This window comes from Leptospira ryugenii (genome assembly GCF_003114855.1).
Taxonomy (GTDB): domain Bacteria; phylum Spirochaetota; class Leptospiria; order Leptospirales; family Leptospiraceae; genus Leptospira_A; species Leptospira_A ryugenii.
Map to the genome: position 1 here is coordinate 622,344 of NZ_BFBB01000003.1, position 13,506 is coordinate 635,849.

The 13,506-nt window shown below is 40.8% G+C and carries 12 protein-coding genes and 1 rRNA gene; 7 read left to right on the top strand and 6 right to left on the bottom strand.

Translation table 11 applies throughout. From position 1 onward, the window contains the following. Positions 1-4 precede the first annotated feature (4 nt). From DI060_RS07335 to rrf, 3 genes are all read right to left on the bottom strand, one after another. Entirely contained in the window at positions 5-478 is a 474-nt protein-coding gene (locus DI060_RS07335; RefSeq protein WP_108975235.1) for a YbjN domain-containing protein, read from the bottom strand. A gap of 134 nt (positions 479-612) precedes the next feature. Beyond that, a complete protein-coding gene (locus tag DI060_RS07340; RefSeq protein ID WP_108975237.1) occupies positions 613-1,593 on the bottom strand; it encodes a WD40/YVTN/BNR-like repeat-containing protein in 981 nt (326 codons plus the stop codon). Positions 1,594-2,211: 618 nt separating this feature from the next. Next, positions 2,212-2,328: ribosomal RNA gene (gene rrf / locus DI060_RS07345) — 5S ribosomal RNA — on the bottom strand. A 79-nt stretch (positions 2,329-2,407) separates the two neighbouring features. Here rrf and DI060_RS07350 point away from each other — a divergent pair. Further along, positions 2,408-2,932 carry a GyrI-like domain-containing protein gene (locus tag DI060_RS07350; RefSeq protein WP_244594305.1) on the top strand — a complete coding sequence of 175 codons (525 nt, stop codon included), beginning with the start codon at positions 2,408-2,410 and terminating at the stop codon, positions 2,930-2,932. Here the strand turns inward: DI060_RS07350 and DI060_RS07355 are convergent. Beyond that, entirely contained in the window at positions 2,872-3,648 is a 777-nt protein-coding gene (locus DI060_RS07355) for a PrsW family glutamic-type intramembrane protease (RefSeq protein WP_108975239.1), read from the bottom strand. The two genes, DI060_RS07350 and DI060_RS07355, sit on opposite strands and share 61 nt — an antisense overlap. After that, on the bottom strand, positions 3,645-5,456 hold the full coding sequence (locus tag DI060_RS07360) for an energy transducer TonB family protein (RefSeq protein ID WP_108975242.1): 1,812 nt from the start codon (positions 5,454-5,456) through the stop codon (positions 3,645-3,647). Before DI060_RS07360 ends, DI060_RS07355 begins: the two co-directional genes overlap by 4 nt. 61 nt (positions 5,457-5,517) lie before the next feature. Between DI060_RS07360 and DI060_RS07365 the strand changes: the two genes are divergently transcribed. From DI060_RS07365 to DI060_RS07375, 3 genes are all read left to right on the top strand, one after another. Further along, complete coding sequence (locus tag DI060_RS07365) at positions 5,518-6,918, top strand: glycine--tRNA ligase (protein WP_167836941.1); 1,401 nt, start codon at positions 5,518-5,520, stop codon at positions 6,916-6,918. Positions 6,919-6,922: 4 nt separating this feature from the next. Beyond that, positions 6,923-7,390: a GNAT family N-acetyltransferase gene (locus DI060_RS07370; protein ID WP_108975246.1), complete on the top strand. Its 468-nt coding sequence runs from the start codon at positions 6,923-6,925 to the stop codon at positions 7,388-7,390. A gap of 79 nt (positions 7,391-7,469) precedes the next feature. After that, positions 7,470-7,763, top strand: coding sequence for a hypothetical protein (locus DI060_RS07375; RefSeq protein ID WP_108975248.1), 294 nt, complete (start codon positions 7,470-7,472; stop codon positions 7,761-7,763). A gap of 8 nt (positions 7,764-7,771) precedes the next feature. Here DI060_RS07375 and DI060_RS07380 read toward each other — a convergent pair whose 3' ends face one another. Further along, a complete protein-coding gene (locus DI060_RS07380; protein WP_108975250.1) occupies positions 7,772-9,772 on the bottom strand; it encodes a helicase in 2,001 nt (666 codons plus the stop codon). A gap of 114 nt (positions 9,773-9,886) precedes the next feature. Here DI060_RS07380 and DI060_RS07385 point away from each other — a divergent pair, with 114 nt between their 5' ends. The 3 genes from DI060_RS07385 to feoB are packed head-to-tail and all read left to right on the top strand — an operon-like array spanning position 9,887 to position 13,499. Further along, the gene (locus tag DI060_RS07385) at positions 9,887-11,191 is read left to right on the top strand and encodes an ABC1 kinase family protein (protein WP_108975252.1); all 1,305 of its coding nucleotides are present in this window, start codon (positions 9,887-9,889) and stop codon (positions 11,189-11,191) included. Beyond that, a complete protein-coding gene (locus DI060_RS07390; protein WP_108975254.1) occupies positions 11,188-11,436 on the top strand; it encodes a FeoA family protein in 249 nt (82 codons plus the stop codon). The genes DI060_RS07385 and DI060_RS07390 overlap by 4 nt, the downstream gene beginning before the upstream one ends. Further along, entirely contained in the window at positions 11,430-13,499 is a 2,070-nt protein-coding gene (gene feoB, locus DI060_RS07395; protein ID WP_108975256.1) for a ferrous iron transport protein B, read from the top strand. Before DI060_RS07390 ends, feoB begins: the two co-directional genes overlap by 7 nt. Positions 13,500-13,506 lie beyond the last annotated feature (7 nt).

Genomic DNA, 13,506 nt, shown 5'->3' on the forward strand with positions numbered 1-13,506 from the left:
AGGCCTAGTCTTGGAGAGTTAAACTAGAGCTAAACTGTCCTAATAAGAGTTGGAATTTTTTAAAAAAATCTTTGATATTTTCTCTTGTCACTCCGCCTGTAAGATCCAAATCACTTTCCAAGATGATTCTCCCTTCCTCATCTGTGTATGCCCGTGAGTACCTCATCTTTTGGTTCCAGCGATTCACAAGTTCCGCTCTTGGCTTTGCTGAGGTAAAGGAAGAATAGAATTGCAAGGAGTACTCGGTTGGGAGAAACAATGCAGCCCGGTAGTCTCTCAATTGTAAGACTAAAAAATTTTCAGACTCTTCTACAATTTCAATTTGGGATTCTTTGAGAAGCTTCTTGAGTTCTGCTTGGTCGATTTTTGTCAGAATGGCCGCACTGGGTGCTTGGGGTGGGTTTGGCTTGTTAGGTTCTGGCAGCAAGGGCAGGTAGGCGAAAGAAAGTAAGAGTGAAATGAGTAAAAAACGTTTCATATGGAAGCTAAATCTCACATCTCGCTTCATTTAGTGTAAACTCTTTTGTTTGGCGGAGTCTAGAAAAATGTTTCCTCCTCCACAAGAAGGAGGAAACGAATGTCTTCCCTTTAGTTGATGGAGTAAAAAAAGAACTACTTGCTAGTCCAAGTGATGCCATCACTTGAGACAAAAATCGAACTTCCGCCCACGGCTACATACTTTCCATTTCCGTAGGCCACAGATGCCAAGCTTGTGGCTGATTCCAAAGTTTGTTTGGTCCAATTGGAGCCATCAGAACTTCGGAGAATCGCCCCATTGCTTCCAACCGCGACGAACTGCCTATCTCCAAAACAAATTCCGAACAGATTTTCCACCGCATTTGAGCTTACAGATGTCCAGTCAAGCCCCGATGAGGATCTGACTATGGTTCCACTCGCTCCTACTGCTACGAAGGTTCCCGAACCAAAGGCGACGTCTCGTAAGGACGGCACCGAGGAGATTCCGGTTATAGAAGAACTACTCAAAACAAGGGTCGTTACGATAAAACTAGAAGATAGAATGGATGCACGACTTGAAGCATTGCTCCCCACAAGGATGAGGCGGTTCGAATTGGCCGCACTCCCAAAATAGCCTGCCGAAGTACTGAAAGCAGAACTACTGATAAGAGTGGATGAGTCTGACCATCTCCCAGAGGTAGCGGTGAATGAGTAGATACCAAAAGCTACGCTATAAGAAGATAAAAAATTTCCGATTCCATAAAGGCCAGAGGTAGAGTTGAAGGTTGTGCTAATGTCATTCCACGTAGATGCATTTGTCGACTCGTAGTACTTTGTGTTCGCAATAACAGTGTAGACGTCATTTCTAAACCCAATATCATAAACAAGTTGTTGCGTAGGAAGGTTTTGTTTTGTCCAACTTTCTCCATCCGTGGATTCATAGATTTGACCTAAGGTTCCTGTTGCAAAGAATTTTCCATTTAAAAATCGTACTCGCTGGAAGGAGACGTCCCTTCGGTTCAAAAGGTAAAGTAGAGCAAACAATCTAGTGGCTGGGTCAACTTCCTGTTTCTCAGGTACACACTGTATAAACACAGAAAGGATGGGAATGAGGACTAAACACTTTAAACGTAACATAGGCTTCTCCATATTTTGCATAGGTCCTATGATACTCGCTTTGCGATAAGAATCGTCCTAGGTCATGATACTGAACGAAAAAATGAAAGAGGACGGATCCTTTTTTGGGCTACTTTTGGATTTGAAACCCAAGGTGGCTTTTAGTCTACTCATGGTTTGTTGTCGTTTGATTGAACTAAGGCTACAATGCCGAAAGAGTCGCGGACTCACCGGACTAGCTTGCAGCGCCCTTGAATAAAAAAAGCGTTCAATCTCTTGAACGCTCTGTTAACAATGATGACGAACCCGGCGACAATGCCGGAAGATCTAAAGCAAGACACCTTGCTTTAGATCTGAGGCAGCGACCGAAGAGTCGCGGACTCGCCGGACTATCTTGCGGCGCCCTTAAATAAAAAAAGCGTTCAATCTCTTGAACGCTCTATTAACAATGATGACGAACCCGGCGACGTCCTACTTCCACCCTCACGCGCTCTTCCGCTCCGCGGGCGCGCGCCCAAGCCTCGCTCCCTATGGGTCGCGAGTCTATCATTTCGCGAACAATTTAGCTAAGAAGGGTTCGCTCTAACTTATTTACAATAAAAAAGCCAACCTGACGGTTGGCTTTTTGTATGATGACGAACCCGGCGACGTCCTACTCTCCCATTGAGCGAACCCAATAGTACCATCGGCGATGAGAAGCTTGACTTCCGTGTTCGGAATGGGAACGGGTATGACCTTCTCTCCATAATCACCAGGAGTAAATACCATGATTTCTAGGAATCCCGGTTCGTCAACGCAATTGAAAAAAAAAGAGAATCCGTAATGAAAAGAGGGTATGGGAAAAGCAAGGAAAGAAAAGATTGCCAGAGCAGTCACCATCGCCATCTTGTTTGTTATGTCTGGACTGATAGAACCTTTGGTAACGACTGATTCTTTCACAATCCTAGGTTTATTGATTCGTACTTCGAATGCAGAAGACAAAGCACCCAAAGACATCCCAGCAGTGTATTCAAAATTCTATAAAGAAGACTTTCCCAAGAAATTGGACCTAGTGAGACGATTTGATCCCCTCTATGCAGTCTATTTTAATTATGAATCGGATGAAACGGGAACCTATGACTTTATCCTAGGTTATGCGGTCCAAGAGAGCCAAGACCCTATCTATGGATTGACCAAAGTACAAATTCCCAAACAAACAGGTCGGTATTTTGCCATCCAACCAGGTGCTCCCGAAGATGTTGTTCCTAAATTTTGGAAGGAGATTTGGAATCGAAAGGAAGTGCACGCCTTACGGTCATTTCAGTATGACTGGGAGGAGTATTCCGAAGCAGGAATCAGAGTGTTTTTATCTTCTACCTGAGCTTTCACGTACAACCTCCAATCTTTCACAACCCATACCCAAATCCCAACAAAGAGCGCAGTTGCAACCCACATTCCAAAAATAGAACCTGGAATCAAAAGAAAATCCACAACACCATGCTGCATGATTGCAATAAAAAATGCAAAGAGTAGGTAATACAATCTCTCCTTACCTTTTTTTGCATTTGATTTGAGTAAAAAAAGTGCGAAACATACATTTATTAATAGATGTATGTTTGATGAGTGAGTGAGCCTTCCCAAGAACATTTCAAATTTTCTCATGGATTGCTCTCGACTAATGTATTGAATGTTCTCAGTAAGCGCAAAACCAAACGCAACAAATGCGGCAATCAATACAACTTCAGTACGAAACTCCTTTTTTTCTCGCCGAAATGCAAAGAGAAAACTCAATATCAGGATAAAGCCAATTTTAAATGTCTCCTCCATCATACCCGCTTCTATGAAAGACAAATGAGCAGTTGATGTTAATAAGCTTACCTTCTTTTTGGGAGTAAAATCTGTTTGAGGCCATAAAATGGGATGCAACCAAATGATAATCACCGTACTCAACCAGCCTAAGGCAAGTGCAACCAAAACCATGACTCGAGTCTTATTTGTTTTGGGTAAAGAGTAAGAAAACCAAATCGCGAACACCCATGGCAAAATGGATACTAGACCCAAAAGATAATCAATGGATTCAATGTTCAATTCTTTCATTCGTCTATCTCTTCCATATAACGCCCGTCAAACATATAAACCATTTCTTTCTGCAGAGGAGTTGGCACATAATTTGGATCTACTGGTCCATTCCAAAAGAGTTCTGTTACACGAATCGAACCTTCTGATTCAGGGGGTGGCATCAGCGGTCCCATTCTCTCGACCAACTCCAATGTCAATCGATCTTGGTCCGGATAATTGGATCCTTCCACTAATTCTACATCGATGATGTCTCCGTCCTTAGTGATGGTATAGGCAACAACGCTTGAATATGGTTGAGGAGCTTTTGACCAATACTCAAGGTAAGATTCTGGGACTCTCATTTTAGCAGAGATATAATTGGAGTAAGTCGGTGGTACCTTTTTACCACGAATCTTCTTTATATAGCCTGATTTGGGGCCATTATCGGATAGTTTTTTATCTGATATTTTTTCTCCATTCTCTGTCTTTGTCTCATTCCCAGTATAGACACCCCCATTCAATCCTTTTGTGGTATCCGGAACATTTGGATCTATAAAATAGAATTCCATTTTTTCTGGCTGGAAATGACTTGCTTGGTCACTCTTTTCTTTTTTCTTCGCTGAATTTCTCTGCAAGGAAATCGGGATGATAAAGACCAAACAAAGTAAAATGAAATGGAAAAGAAGTGAGAGCGGCAGGATATTTCGAAATCCCTTTCTAACTCCCGAAGCAAACACTGGCTCCTTTTCATCATCAGACTGAGCTTTTTTATAACCTAAGTTCTGTAAGGTAAAACTTTGGCTGAGTAAATGCCGTGAGTAAAGGTATATAAAAATAAACGCCAAAATGCTAATAGCCAGGTACATAATGTTCTGAGAGGATACAAAAAAATCCTTATCACTAATCCCAGGCTTTAAGCCCATGGAGCTCAAGAACTGAATGCCAAAGATAGGAGAGAGATACGAAAAACTCCAAACCGCAATAAAGAGCCAGAGAAGTAATGATATAAAGAGAATCGGAAATCCTCTCCAGAAATCCTCTAAATAAATATGACCGTACCCAGGCAATATCGCCTCACGGATGCTAGCTGCTTTTTTTACTTCTAATTCCTTCAAGAAGGGGATTTTTTCGCGGTTCAAATACTTTTGCCGCCAAGTTTCTTTGAGACGAATCCCATTCTGGTATCTCAAGAGCACTCGAGCATATAGGCTCGGCAATTTATTTCGGTTTAAGCTCAGTAATAGGATTTGGACACTCAACAAATAGTTAAACAAAAATCCTTGTATAGATTTTAAGAGTACTGTTGGATTTCTGGGATTTGGAGGGGAGATAAATTCACCCAAAGCCTGGAAAGCGAAGCTTAAAAACAGAGATAGAAAAAAAACCAAAAAGAAATGATCCAATCTGGAATCTCGAATCTGATTTTGGTTTCGCAATTTTTTTTCAGGGAAAAGTAAGGCATAGTGGGCTTCCCTTTTCACCTTACGTTTGCTATGTCTCAGTGATGACAAAACATAGTTGGCAAACAGAAGAATCCCTACACAGAGTACAAAAATTCCGATTATTCCGTTTTTGACCGCAGAATCATTAAGAAAGAAATTTATCTGCATTTCATTCTCTAAGCTGTAGTGAATGAAAAGCTCCAATGGAAAGAATAATCCAATACAAACGAAGTATGTTGCGATCAAAAGAAGAGCTTTCGCTCTCAAACTGAAGGTTCTAGGATATAAAAATAAAACACCAAGCGGTAGAAAAAAACTATAGGTGAATGCCGGGGAAAGCCATACCAAGAAACTAAGGCTTTTTTTGGTCCAATGGGGAGTGGGCGTGGAATTCGTTGGATTCATTTCGTCGCTATCTCTAGGAAAATACTTTGAATTTTGATGGAAAACAAAAAATTTGGTGCATATGGCACAGCCCAAAGAGAAAGAAGAACAATCCCTTAAGTCCATTGTAGCCGTCTCCAAACGGAGAGGTTTTGTATTCCCTGGTTCTGAAATTTATGGTGGTCTCTCCAATACATTTGACTACGGACCGAATGGAGTCGAAGTTTTAAATAACCTGAAACGACTTTGGTGGGAATATTTTGTCCACAGACGGGATGATATTTTAGGCCTAGACTCTTCCATTCTCCTCCACCCTCGGGTCTGGGAGGCCTCGGGGCATGTTTCGAATTTCAATGATCCTTTGATGGATTGTAAAAAGTGTAAAACACGCCTTCGGGTGGATAAATTCTTAGAAGACAAAGAAGGCGATGGTGCTGCCACTGGGAAAAGTTTAGAAGAACTTACCAACCATATCAAAGAAAAAGGATATGCCTGCCCGAGCTGTGGTTCGGTGGGTACATTTACAGAGGCACGTCAATTTAACCTTATGTTCAAAACAGCTCATGGTGCTTCAGAAGAAGGAGCTATGGACATATACTTGCGTCCAGAAACCGCACAAGGGATCTTTATCAATTTTAAGAACGTAAACCAAATCTCTCGCAAGAAGATCCCATTTGGAATCGCACAAATTGGCAAGTCCTTCCGAAATGAAATCATGGCTCGCCAATTTATCTTTAGAACTCGAGAGTTTGAGCAAATGGAGATGGAGTTTTTCTGTGAACCTGGAACGCAGAAAGAATGGTTTAAGTATTGGGTGGACTACTGCATGAACTGGCTCACCAATGTAGTAGGCTTAAAGGCGGAAAACCTACGCGTGCGGGAACATGCCAAAGAAGAACTTTCATTTTACAGTGACTCGACTAGCGATATCGAGTATAAGTATCCATTCGGTTGGGGAGAACTATGGGGTGTAGCTTCAAGAACCGATTATGATCTTACCCAACATGAGTCGTTTTCCTCGGAAGACCTAAAATACCATGATTTAGAGGCCAAAAAGAAATACCTTCCTTATGTCGTTGAACCAGCATTAGGTCTCAATCGATTATTTTTAGCGGTTATGTGTGATGCTTATGAAGAACAAACCCTAGAAAAAGAGGATATCAGAACTGTGCTTCACTTTGGGAAACGTGTTGCCCCTATGAAAGTGGCTATTTTCCCTTTGATGAAAAAAGATGGCTTAGATGCGAAGGCAAAAGAAATCTACCAAGACCTGCTACCCCATTGGTATGTGGATTATGATGAAAGCGGTGCCATAGGAAAAAGATACCGAAGGCATGACGAGATCGGAACACCTTTCTGTGTGACAGTGGATTATGATACCTTACAGGATGGAACGGTCACAATACGTGAACGTGATTCCATGAAACAGGAAAGGATTGCCATTACTTCTTTAAAGTCCTATCTCTTCGAAAGGATACTGTAATCTGATACTCAGAGATATTGAAGAAAAAGACCGGCTCCAAACTATAGAGCTGGTCAATCAATTCTTCAGACAGGTCAACGAACTAAAATTAGACGGTCTTTTTAAGATTAGACCAAGAGCTGCTAGTAAATTCTCAGAAATCTATTTTAAATTGAAGGATACAGGAAAAGTGTATCTAAGAGGTGTATTTGTCGGGGAGGAACTTTGTTCGCTCTTACTTGGACGAATTGAAGAAAAACCTCACTTAGTTGAAGAGGTTTCTTTTTTTATCGATCTTGCGGTGACAAAAAATGGTAAAAAGAAATCGGGCTACATGAAAGCTTTGTTAGCTGATTTAAATCTTTGGTGTCAAAACAAACAAATTCCGAGTATTGAGCTTCGGGCAATTCTCGCCAACCAAGATGCCATCTCTTTCTGGGATCATTCCGAGTTCGAAAGGTTCTATATTCGATACAGAAAACGAGTCATCTGAGGCTTAAGAATTAGCCCAAGAATATTTTGTAGCAAAAAACAAATTGAAATTTCTCTAGGGATGAAAACTCTATTCGAATATGGAATGGGAAAAAATACTTCGGGACGCTGTCAAAGACGGTTCCATCAAGGAACTTCATCTGAGAAAGGTTCCCTCTTTAAAGACTTGCGAGGACTGGAATAAGGTATCGGAGCTTGGTTTAGTGGACCATAAAACCAAATATGCCCATTATAAAGGCGGACTCGTGAAATACGGGGAAAGGCTTTTTTATGTATCCCAGGAACGACTCGACGCAGTATCCCCTTTCCGAAAATGGGATTTTAAAACAAAAATTAAGATTACTGACCCTGAAGTAACAGCTGATAAAAAATAGATCGAGATTTAGCGGTTGAGGCGGATGATCATATTCAGCTTCTCCGCTATTGCGATGACTTCCATGACCTTTGACTTTTCTATGATGATCCCAGTAGGGCTCACTTCTTCCAGGACAAACTTTTTCCCTTTGATCTGACCCAAAAGCAGTTCCATCACAACAGCATCCTTTGTACGCAGTAAGACGGAATCTTCCGTAATGGTGACAATGGGTAGATTGTTACCCCAATCATCTAATAGGAAGAGTAAGTTTTGAGCTAAGTCTGCACGACTGGACTCTCGTAAGAATTGAATGAATGTCTCTTTTTCATAGCCAAGTAAGATCCCCAATTGAAAGGAATCTTTGGTCAAAACAAAGGTATACACTCTGTCATAGTCTTTTAACTCACAAAAGGCTTTGAGAAGGTGAATGCCAAAGATGGAAACACGATCCGGGAAGGCAATGATGGAGAAGTCTGGGTTGATGGTAATCCCACCCTTCTCTGTCTGTGTGGTAAATGCATCGTGGTTGAAGTAATGTTTGCCTAACTCAGATAAACTCAAGTTTCTCTGCGGGTATTCTACTTCTATCAATCCAAACAATTGGAGATAAAATATGGCGGAGACAATTTCTTTTCTAAGGTCAGCCAAATCTTCCTCATAGGTCTTGATTTGGAAGGTAGGCGCAAAGACCAAGTGATCACGCACAATATGTGAAAAAATAACAGATACGTTGATCTTACCATGGGACATGATCAACTTTACAGTTTTATCCAAAATCCCTTTTTCGTAAAACGGAACTTCGGCGGCGGTAAATACCTCTGGAGGACTCAATCTGCGTGTCCGAGCTTCGTTTACCTCGTGGATGATGATCTTCATGATCTCAAAGATGTCCTTCTTCAAGAATTCATCTGTTTCGTTGGTTAGGATGACATTTTCACCTTTGATGTCCACATAGCCTAAGAGCTTTAAGATGGGTAAGATGAGCTCAATTTGGTAGACTTGGCTTTTTTCTGGGAAAATTTCAATGTCAGGTGCGAGAAGTTCGGTTTCTGTCCGTTTGTGGTCAGCTTGTTTGATCTTTCCCGACTTAGCTAGGTTTAATCCTTTTCTGGAGATATAGGAGATGAGCTTTTTCACGTTTAAGAAAAAGTCCAAGCCATTGGCACTGATCTTTTCTTGGCGAACTCTTGTTCCTTTTTTTACCGGAGGTAAAATAGGTGAGTATTGCAAATGGTCGAGTATCTCTTTGGGAATGACGATGACACGGATGAATTTGTCTTCTACATAGTAAAGGTCTCGGATCAAATATAGGGCACTGAGGTGTGGGATTGAGACTTCAAATTTTCCACGGTTTACCGTGATGTAATTTCGTATGGTCTCTGCTTCGATGACGCCACCATGGGTGTAAATCTTATGGAGCACATCTCGGTCAAAATCACCTAACGAATCTAGGACCTTTTGGATGGATTCTGCGGTTAGGGCTGTTTTTAAAAAATGCTCGAGTTGGTCTTGTTTTTTTGCTCCAAGAGCCTCCTTCCATTCTTGCGGAATCTCCGCGTAGGTTGCTTTGTGAAGGGATTTCTCAATGGAAAATTTAAACTTCTCACCCTTACTATTTGATTCAACCTTTATGGATTTTTGAAACTCTTCATAGGCATGGTATTTATCTAGATTATTGGTTAAGCGCTCGCGGTTCTTCCTTTGGTAGATGAGGTAGTACTTCCGAAGAACATTTAACTCCATCTCAATGTTGATAGGAGGAATGTTTACCTTTCTTGCGATTTCTCCGAGGGTCATCACACCTTTGTTTTTGAGAATGGATGTGAGGATATTGACTTGGAGGGGAGAAAACTTCTCCAGAACACCTTTGAGGTAAAATTCGCTCTCAAAGTGCTCCATGAGACCTAAAATTGTGGATTTTTTATCTTTGCCAGGGAGTTTCTGGATGTTCCAGAGAGTCGCTATCTTCTTGATTTCGTTTAAATCGAGCTTTTCTAGCTCTTGGTAGAGGACACTCTCTTGGCTCATGGGGGTGTTTTGATAGGTTTCTAAACAAGGGTGAAATCGGCAACTCAATTTCAATTCTGCGACTTGGTCGCTTTTTCTCGTTTCCTAAGGAGAAAACATCCATAGCTTTGGCGTATGGAAACACTCTCGGACTACCTTTCCTTTGGATTTCACTCTAGTGCTAGGATGATCCATTCGGGAATCATCTTCACTGCCAAGGCAAGTTCGCTCTTAAAAATGTTTGCTGCGGGGAAACCAGACCACAAACAAGCGGCTGCACTGCTCCGAGAGTCATTCGAGTCACTTGGGGCCACCTATATTAAGTTAGGTCAATTTATCGCAAGTGCGCCTTCCCTCTTCCCAGAGGAATATGTAACGGAAATGCAAAAATGTTTGGATTCGGTCAGGCCTGTTTCCTTTTCCGATATCCGGCGTGTAGTCGAAAAAGATTTAGGGGACAGCATCCAAAATTTATTCTACAGTTTTGATGAAAAGCCTCTGGCTTCAGCCTCAATTGCACAGGTGCATGCTGCTATCACCAAAGAAGGATTAGATGTTGTTGTCAAAGTACAAAGACCTGACATACAAACTACCTTAAAAACGGATATGCAGATTCTTGGGCTATTAACACGTGTTTTAGAATGGATCACCCCGGAGTTCAAAAAGTCCGGTTTGTCAGGTATGTTTTCCGAATTCCAAAGCTCCATTTTACAAGAAATTGACTTCATTCAAGAGGCCGCCAATATAGAAGAGTTTGAGTCTTACCTATTGGAAACTGGTGAAGAAAGAGCCTGTGTTCCTAGAGTTTACCATACTCTTTCCACACAACGCGTTTTGACGATGGAAAGATTTTATGGAATGCCGATTACAAGTGAAGAGGGTTTGCGTAGATATTCTGAGAATCCTAGAAAAGTATTAAATGACGCATTGGAAATTTGGTTTTCTTCTCTTGCCAAAAAAGGTTTTTTCCATGCCGATGTACATGCAGGAAATCTAATGATTTTGAAAGATGGTCGGATTGGCTTTCTTGATTTTGGTATAGTCGGTAGGATTTCGCCAAATGTTTGGCGAGGGATGTTACTCTTCACGCAAGGATTGGGAATGGGAGAACCACGTCTTGTCGCAGAAGGTCTCATTGCGATGGACTCTACTCATGCCGACGTCAAAGCAGAACATCTTGCTTCTCAATTAGAATCTGTTTTTTCAGAAATCGAGTCCTTATACTTAGCAATGTTAGATGGAGATCCGGGAAACTTCGATGAATCTAAAATCAATCATATGATGTTTGAACTAAAAGCAGTTTCCGAAAAGAACGGACTAAAAATACCAAGAGAGTTTGCTCTCCTGATGAAGCAGATGCTTTATTTCGATCGTTATGTCAAAACTATGGCTCCGGAGATAAATCTTTTCCGAGATACCCAAAAATTTGTAACGAAATGAAAACATTGGATACTATGCAAGAAGGTGAGTCGGCCAAACTAGTCAACTTTAACCATGAAACAATTTCAGGCAGCCAAATGACGGAATTATTAGAACTGGGTTTTATACCCGGCATAAGTGTTCATTGTGTACAAAAAATTCCTCTTTTGCGAAAACATATATTTTTGGTGGGAGGCGTAAGAGTAGGATTACGCTCAGAAGACTGCCAATCCATCCGCATTGAAGATTTAAATACACTATCATGAACCAAAACATTTACCTCGTAGGCAATCCGAACTGTGGAAAGACTACTCTATTTAATCAATTAACAGGCCTAAATCAAAAAACAGGGAACTTTTCTGGTGTCACAATTGATGCAAAAATAGGGACTTTTACGTGGAAGGACCAAGTGATCCAAATCACTGATCTTCCCGGTACCTATGGTTTGGGTAGTTTAGCAGAAGATAAACGATTAACATTCGACTTACTCAGTAAACGGAATCCGTCCGATCGAGTGGTATTTGTGTTAGATGCTCTCAACTTAGAGAGAAGTTTAGTACTGCTATTGCAATTAATGGACATGGGAATCCCAGTGTTTGTTGTTCTGACCATGAAAGACGTCTTAGAGAAAAAAAAACTACACATTGATCTGGAAATTTTAAAAAAAGAGCTAGGGCTAGACTTTTTTTTAATCAATGCGAAGTCTTCTGATAATACCCATGAACTCAAAGAAAAATTAGCTAATCCTAACTTCTTTCAAACAAACAAGCGACTTTGGAAATGGTCTCAACCAGAAGAAAATTTTATTGAGCAGATCAAAACGGAGATCCAATTTCCAAAATCGGCTTCTGATTTTATTTTACTTTCCTCGATAAAATCTTTATTAGGTGATCCTATTTTTTCAGGTAGAAACTATGAAAATCAATTCCCTGAAGCAGTCACCAAACATATAAAACAAAGATTAGTAGAAGAAAAACATAAGTTTTCCTACCAAGAAGAAATCATTGCCAAATCCATTCTTGCCAAACAGATCGTTAGCAAAGTGTTTGGGAAATCTAAAAATGATATCTCAGGCTTAGAACGAAAATTGGACGAGTATTTGCTACATCCGATCTTTGGCTTTCTCTTCTTCTTTGGTATCATGGCTTTTTTATTTCAGGCTCTTTTTTCCTGGGCTGAGTATCCTATGAATTTTTTAGATTCGGGAATCTCCACACTACAAACCCTATTAAAAGAAAATTGGGGAACTGGACTCTTTGTATCTTTGCTTTCCGATGGCATATTGAGTGGAGTCGGTGCAGTTGTTGTATTTGTCCCCCAAATTGCATTGTTATTTTTATTTATTGGAATTCTGGAAGAATCTGGATATTTAGCACGCGCTAGTCTATTAATGGATAGATTGATGGGAAAGTTTGGACTTTCTGGGAAGTCTTTCATTCCTTTGCTCTCTTCTGCAGCTTGTGCAGTTCCTGCAATTATGGGAACAAGAACCATCGAAAATAAATCAGAGCGTATAACCACAATTCTGATTTCTCCTTTGGTGATGTGTTCAGCGCGATATCCAGTGTATATCTTGATTGTGGGGACTGTTTTTTCATCCACGAAAGCTTTGGGTTTTTTTAGTCTACAAGGTCTTGTATTGTTTGGGATGTTTTTGCTTGGTTTATTAACCTCTCTTTCGGTGGGTTTAATTTTCAAAAAGACTGTCTTTAGGCATACATCCTCCTATTTTGCATTAGAGTTGCCAAGGTATATGGTTCCTTCTGCAAAAAGCCTCTTTCACCAAGTATACCAAAAAGTCCTCGCCTTTCTCAAGTCAGCTGGTCAAATTATTCTCTATATCTCCGTTGTCTTATGGTATCTATCTGTTTTCCCAGTCCAAAGAGATAAGGACACATGGATCCAAAGTAGTATTGAAGACTCTTATATCGGAAACATGGGAAAGACTATCGAACCTGCACTCTCACATTTAGGCTTTGATTGGAAAATTGGGATTTCCATGATCACCTCATTTGCTGCACGTGAAGTCATGGTGTCTACTCTCGCCGTTCTCTACGGAACAGAAAATGACGAAGAAAACATAAGCTTAAAAGAAAAACTTAAAGATGAGAAAAGACCCAATGGCAGTCCCGTATGGACACCATTGACGGGAATCTCCCTTTTACTCTACTTTGCGTTTGCAAGCCAATGTATGTCAACACTTGCCGTCGTGCGAAAGGAAACTGGGGGATTTTTTTGGCCAAGCATTCAGTTTCTCTACATGATGACACTCGCATTGGTTTCGTCTTTTTCGATTTATCAGCTCGGACGGCTTATGGGTTTTTCTTAAATCGTCG

What these genes read in the sequence shown, in the direction of transcription:
- DI060_RS07360 (WP_108975242.1), bottom strand. Translation starts at nt 5,456, where the DNA reads ATGAATCCAACGAATTCCACGCCCACTCCCCATTGGACCAAAAAAAGC.
- DI060_RS07380 (WP_108975250.1), bottom strand. Translation starts at nt 9,772, where the DNA reads ATGAGCCAAGAGAGTGTCCTCTACCAAGAGCTAGAAAAGCTCGATTTA.
- DI060_RS07350 (WP_244594305.1), top strand. Translation starts at nt 2,408, where the DNA reads ATGGGAAAAGCAAGGAAAGAAAAGATTGCCAGAGCAGTCACCATCGCC.
- DI060_RS07375 (WP_108975248.1), top strand. Translation starts at nt 7,470, where the DNA reads ATGGAATGGGAAAAAATACTTCGGGACGCTGTCAAAGACGGTTCCATC.
- DI060_RS07340 (WP_108975237.1), bottom strand. Translation starts at nt 1,593, where the DNA reads ATGTTACGTTTAAAGTGTTTAGTCCTCATTCCCATCCTTTCTGTGTTT.
- DI060_RS07335 (WP_108975235.1), bottom strand. Translation starts at nt 478, where the DNA reads ATGAAACGTTTTTTACTCATTTCACTCTTACTTTCTTTCGCCTACCTG.
- DI060_RS07365 (WP_167836941.1), top strand. Translation starts at nt 5,518, where the DNA reads ATGGCACAGCCCAAAGAGAAAGAAGAACAATCCCTTAAGTCCATTGTA.
- DI060_RS07355 (WP_108975239.1), bottom strand. Translation starts at nt 3,648, where the DNA reads ATGAAAGAATTGAACATTGAATCCATTGATTATCTTTTGGGTCTAGTA.
- DI060_RS07385 (WP_108975252.1), top strand. Translation starts at nt 9,887, where the DNA reads ATGGAAACACTCTCGGACTACCTTTCCTTTGGATTTCACTCTAGTGCT.
- DI060_RS07390 (WP_108975254.1), top strand. Translation starts at nt 11,188, where the DNA reads ATGAAAACATTGGATACTATGCAAGAAGGTGAGTCGGCCAAACTAGTC.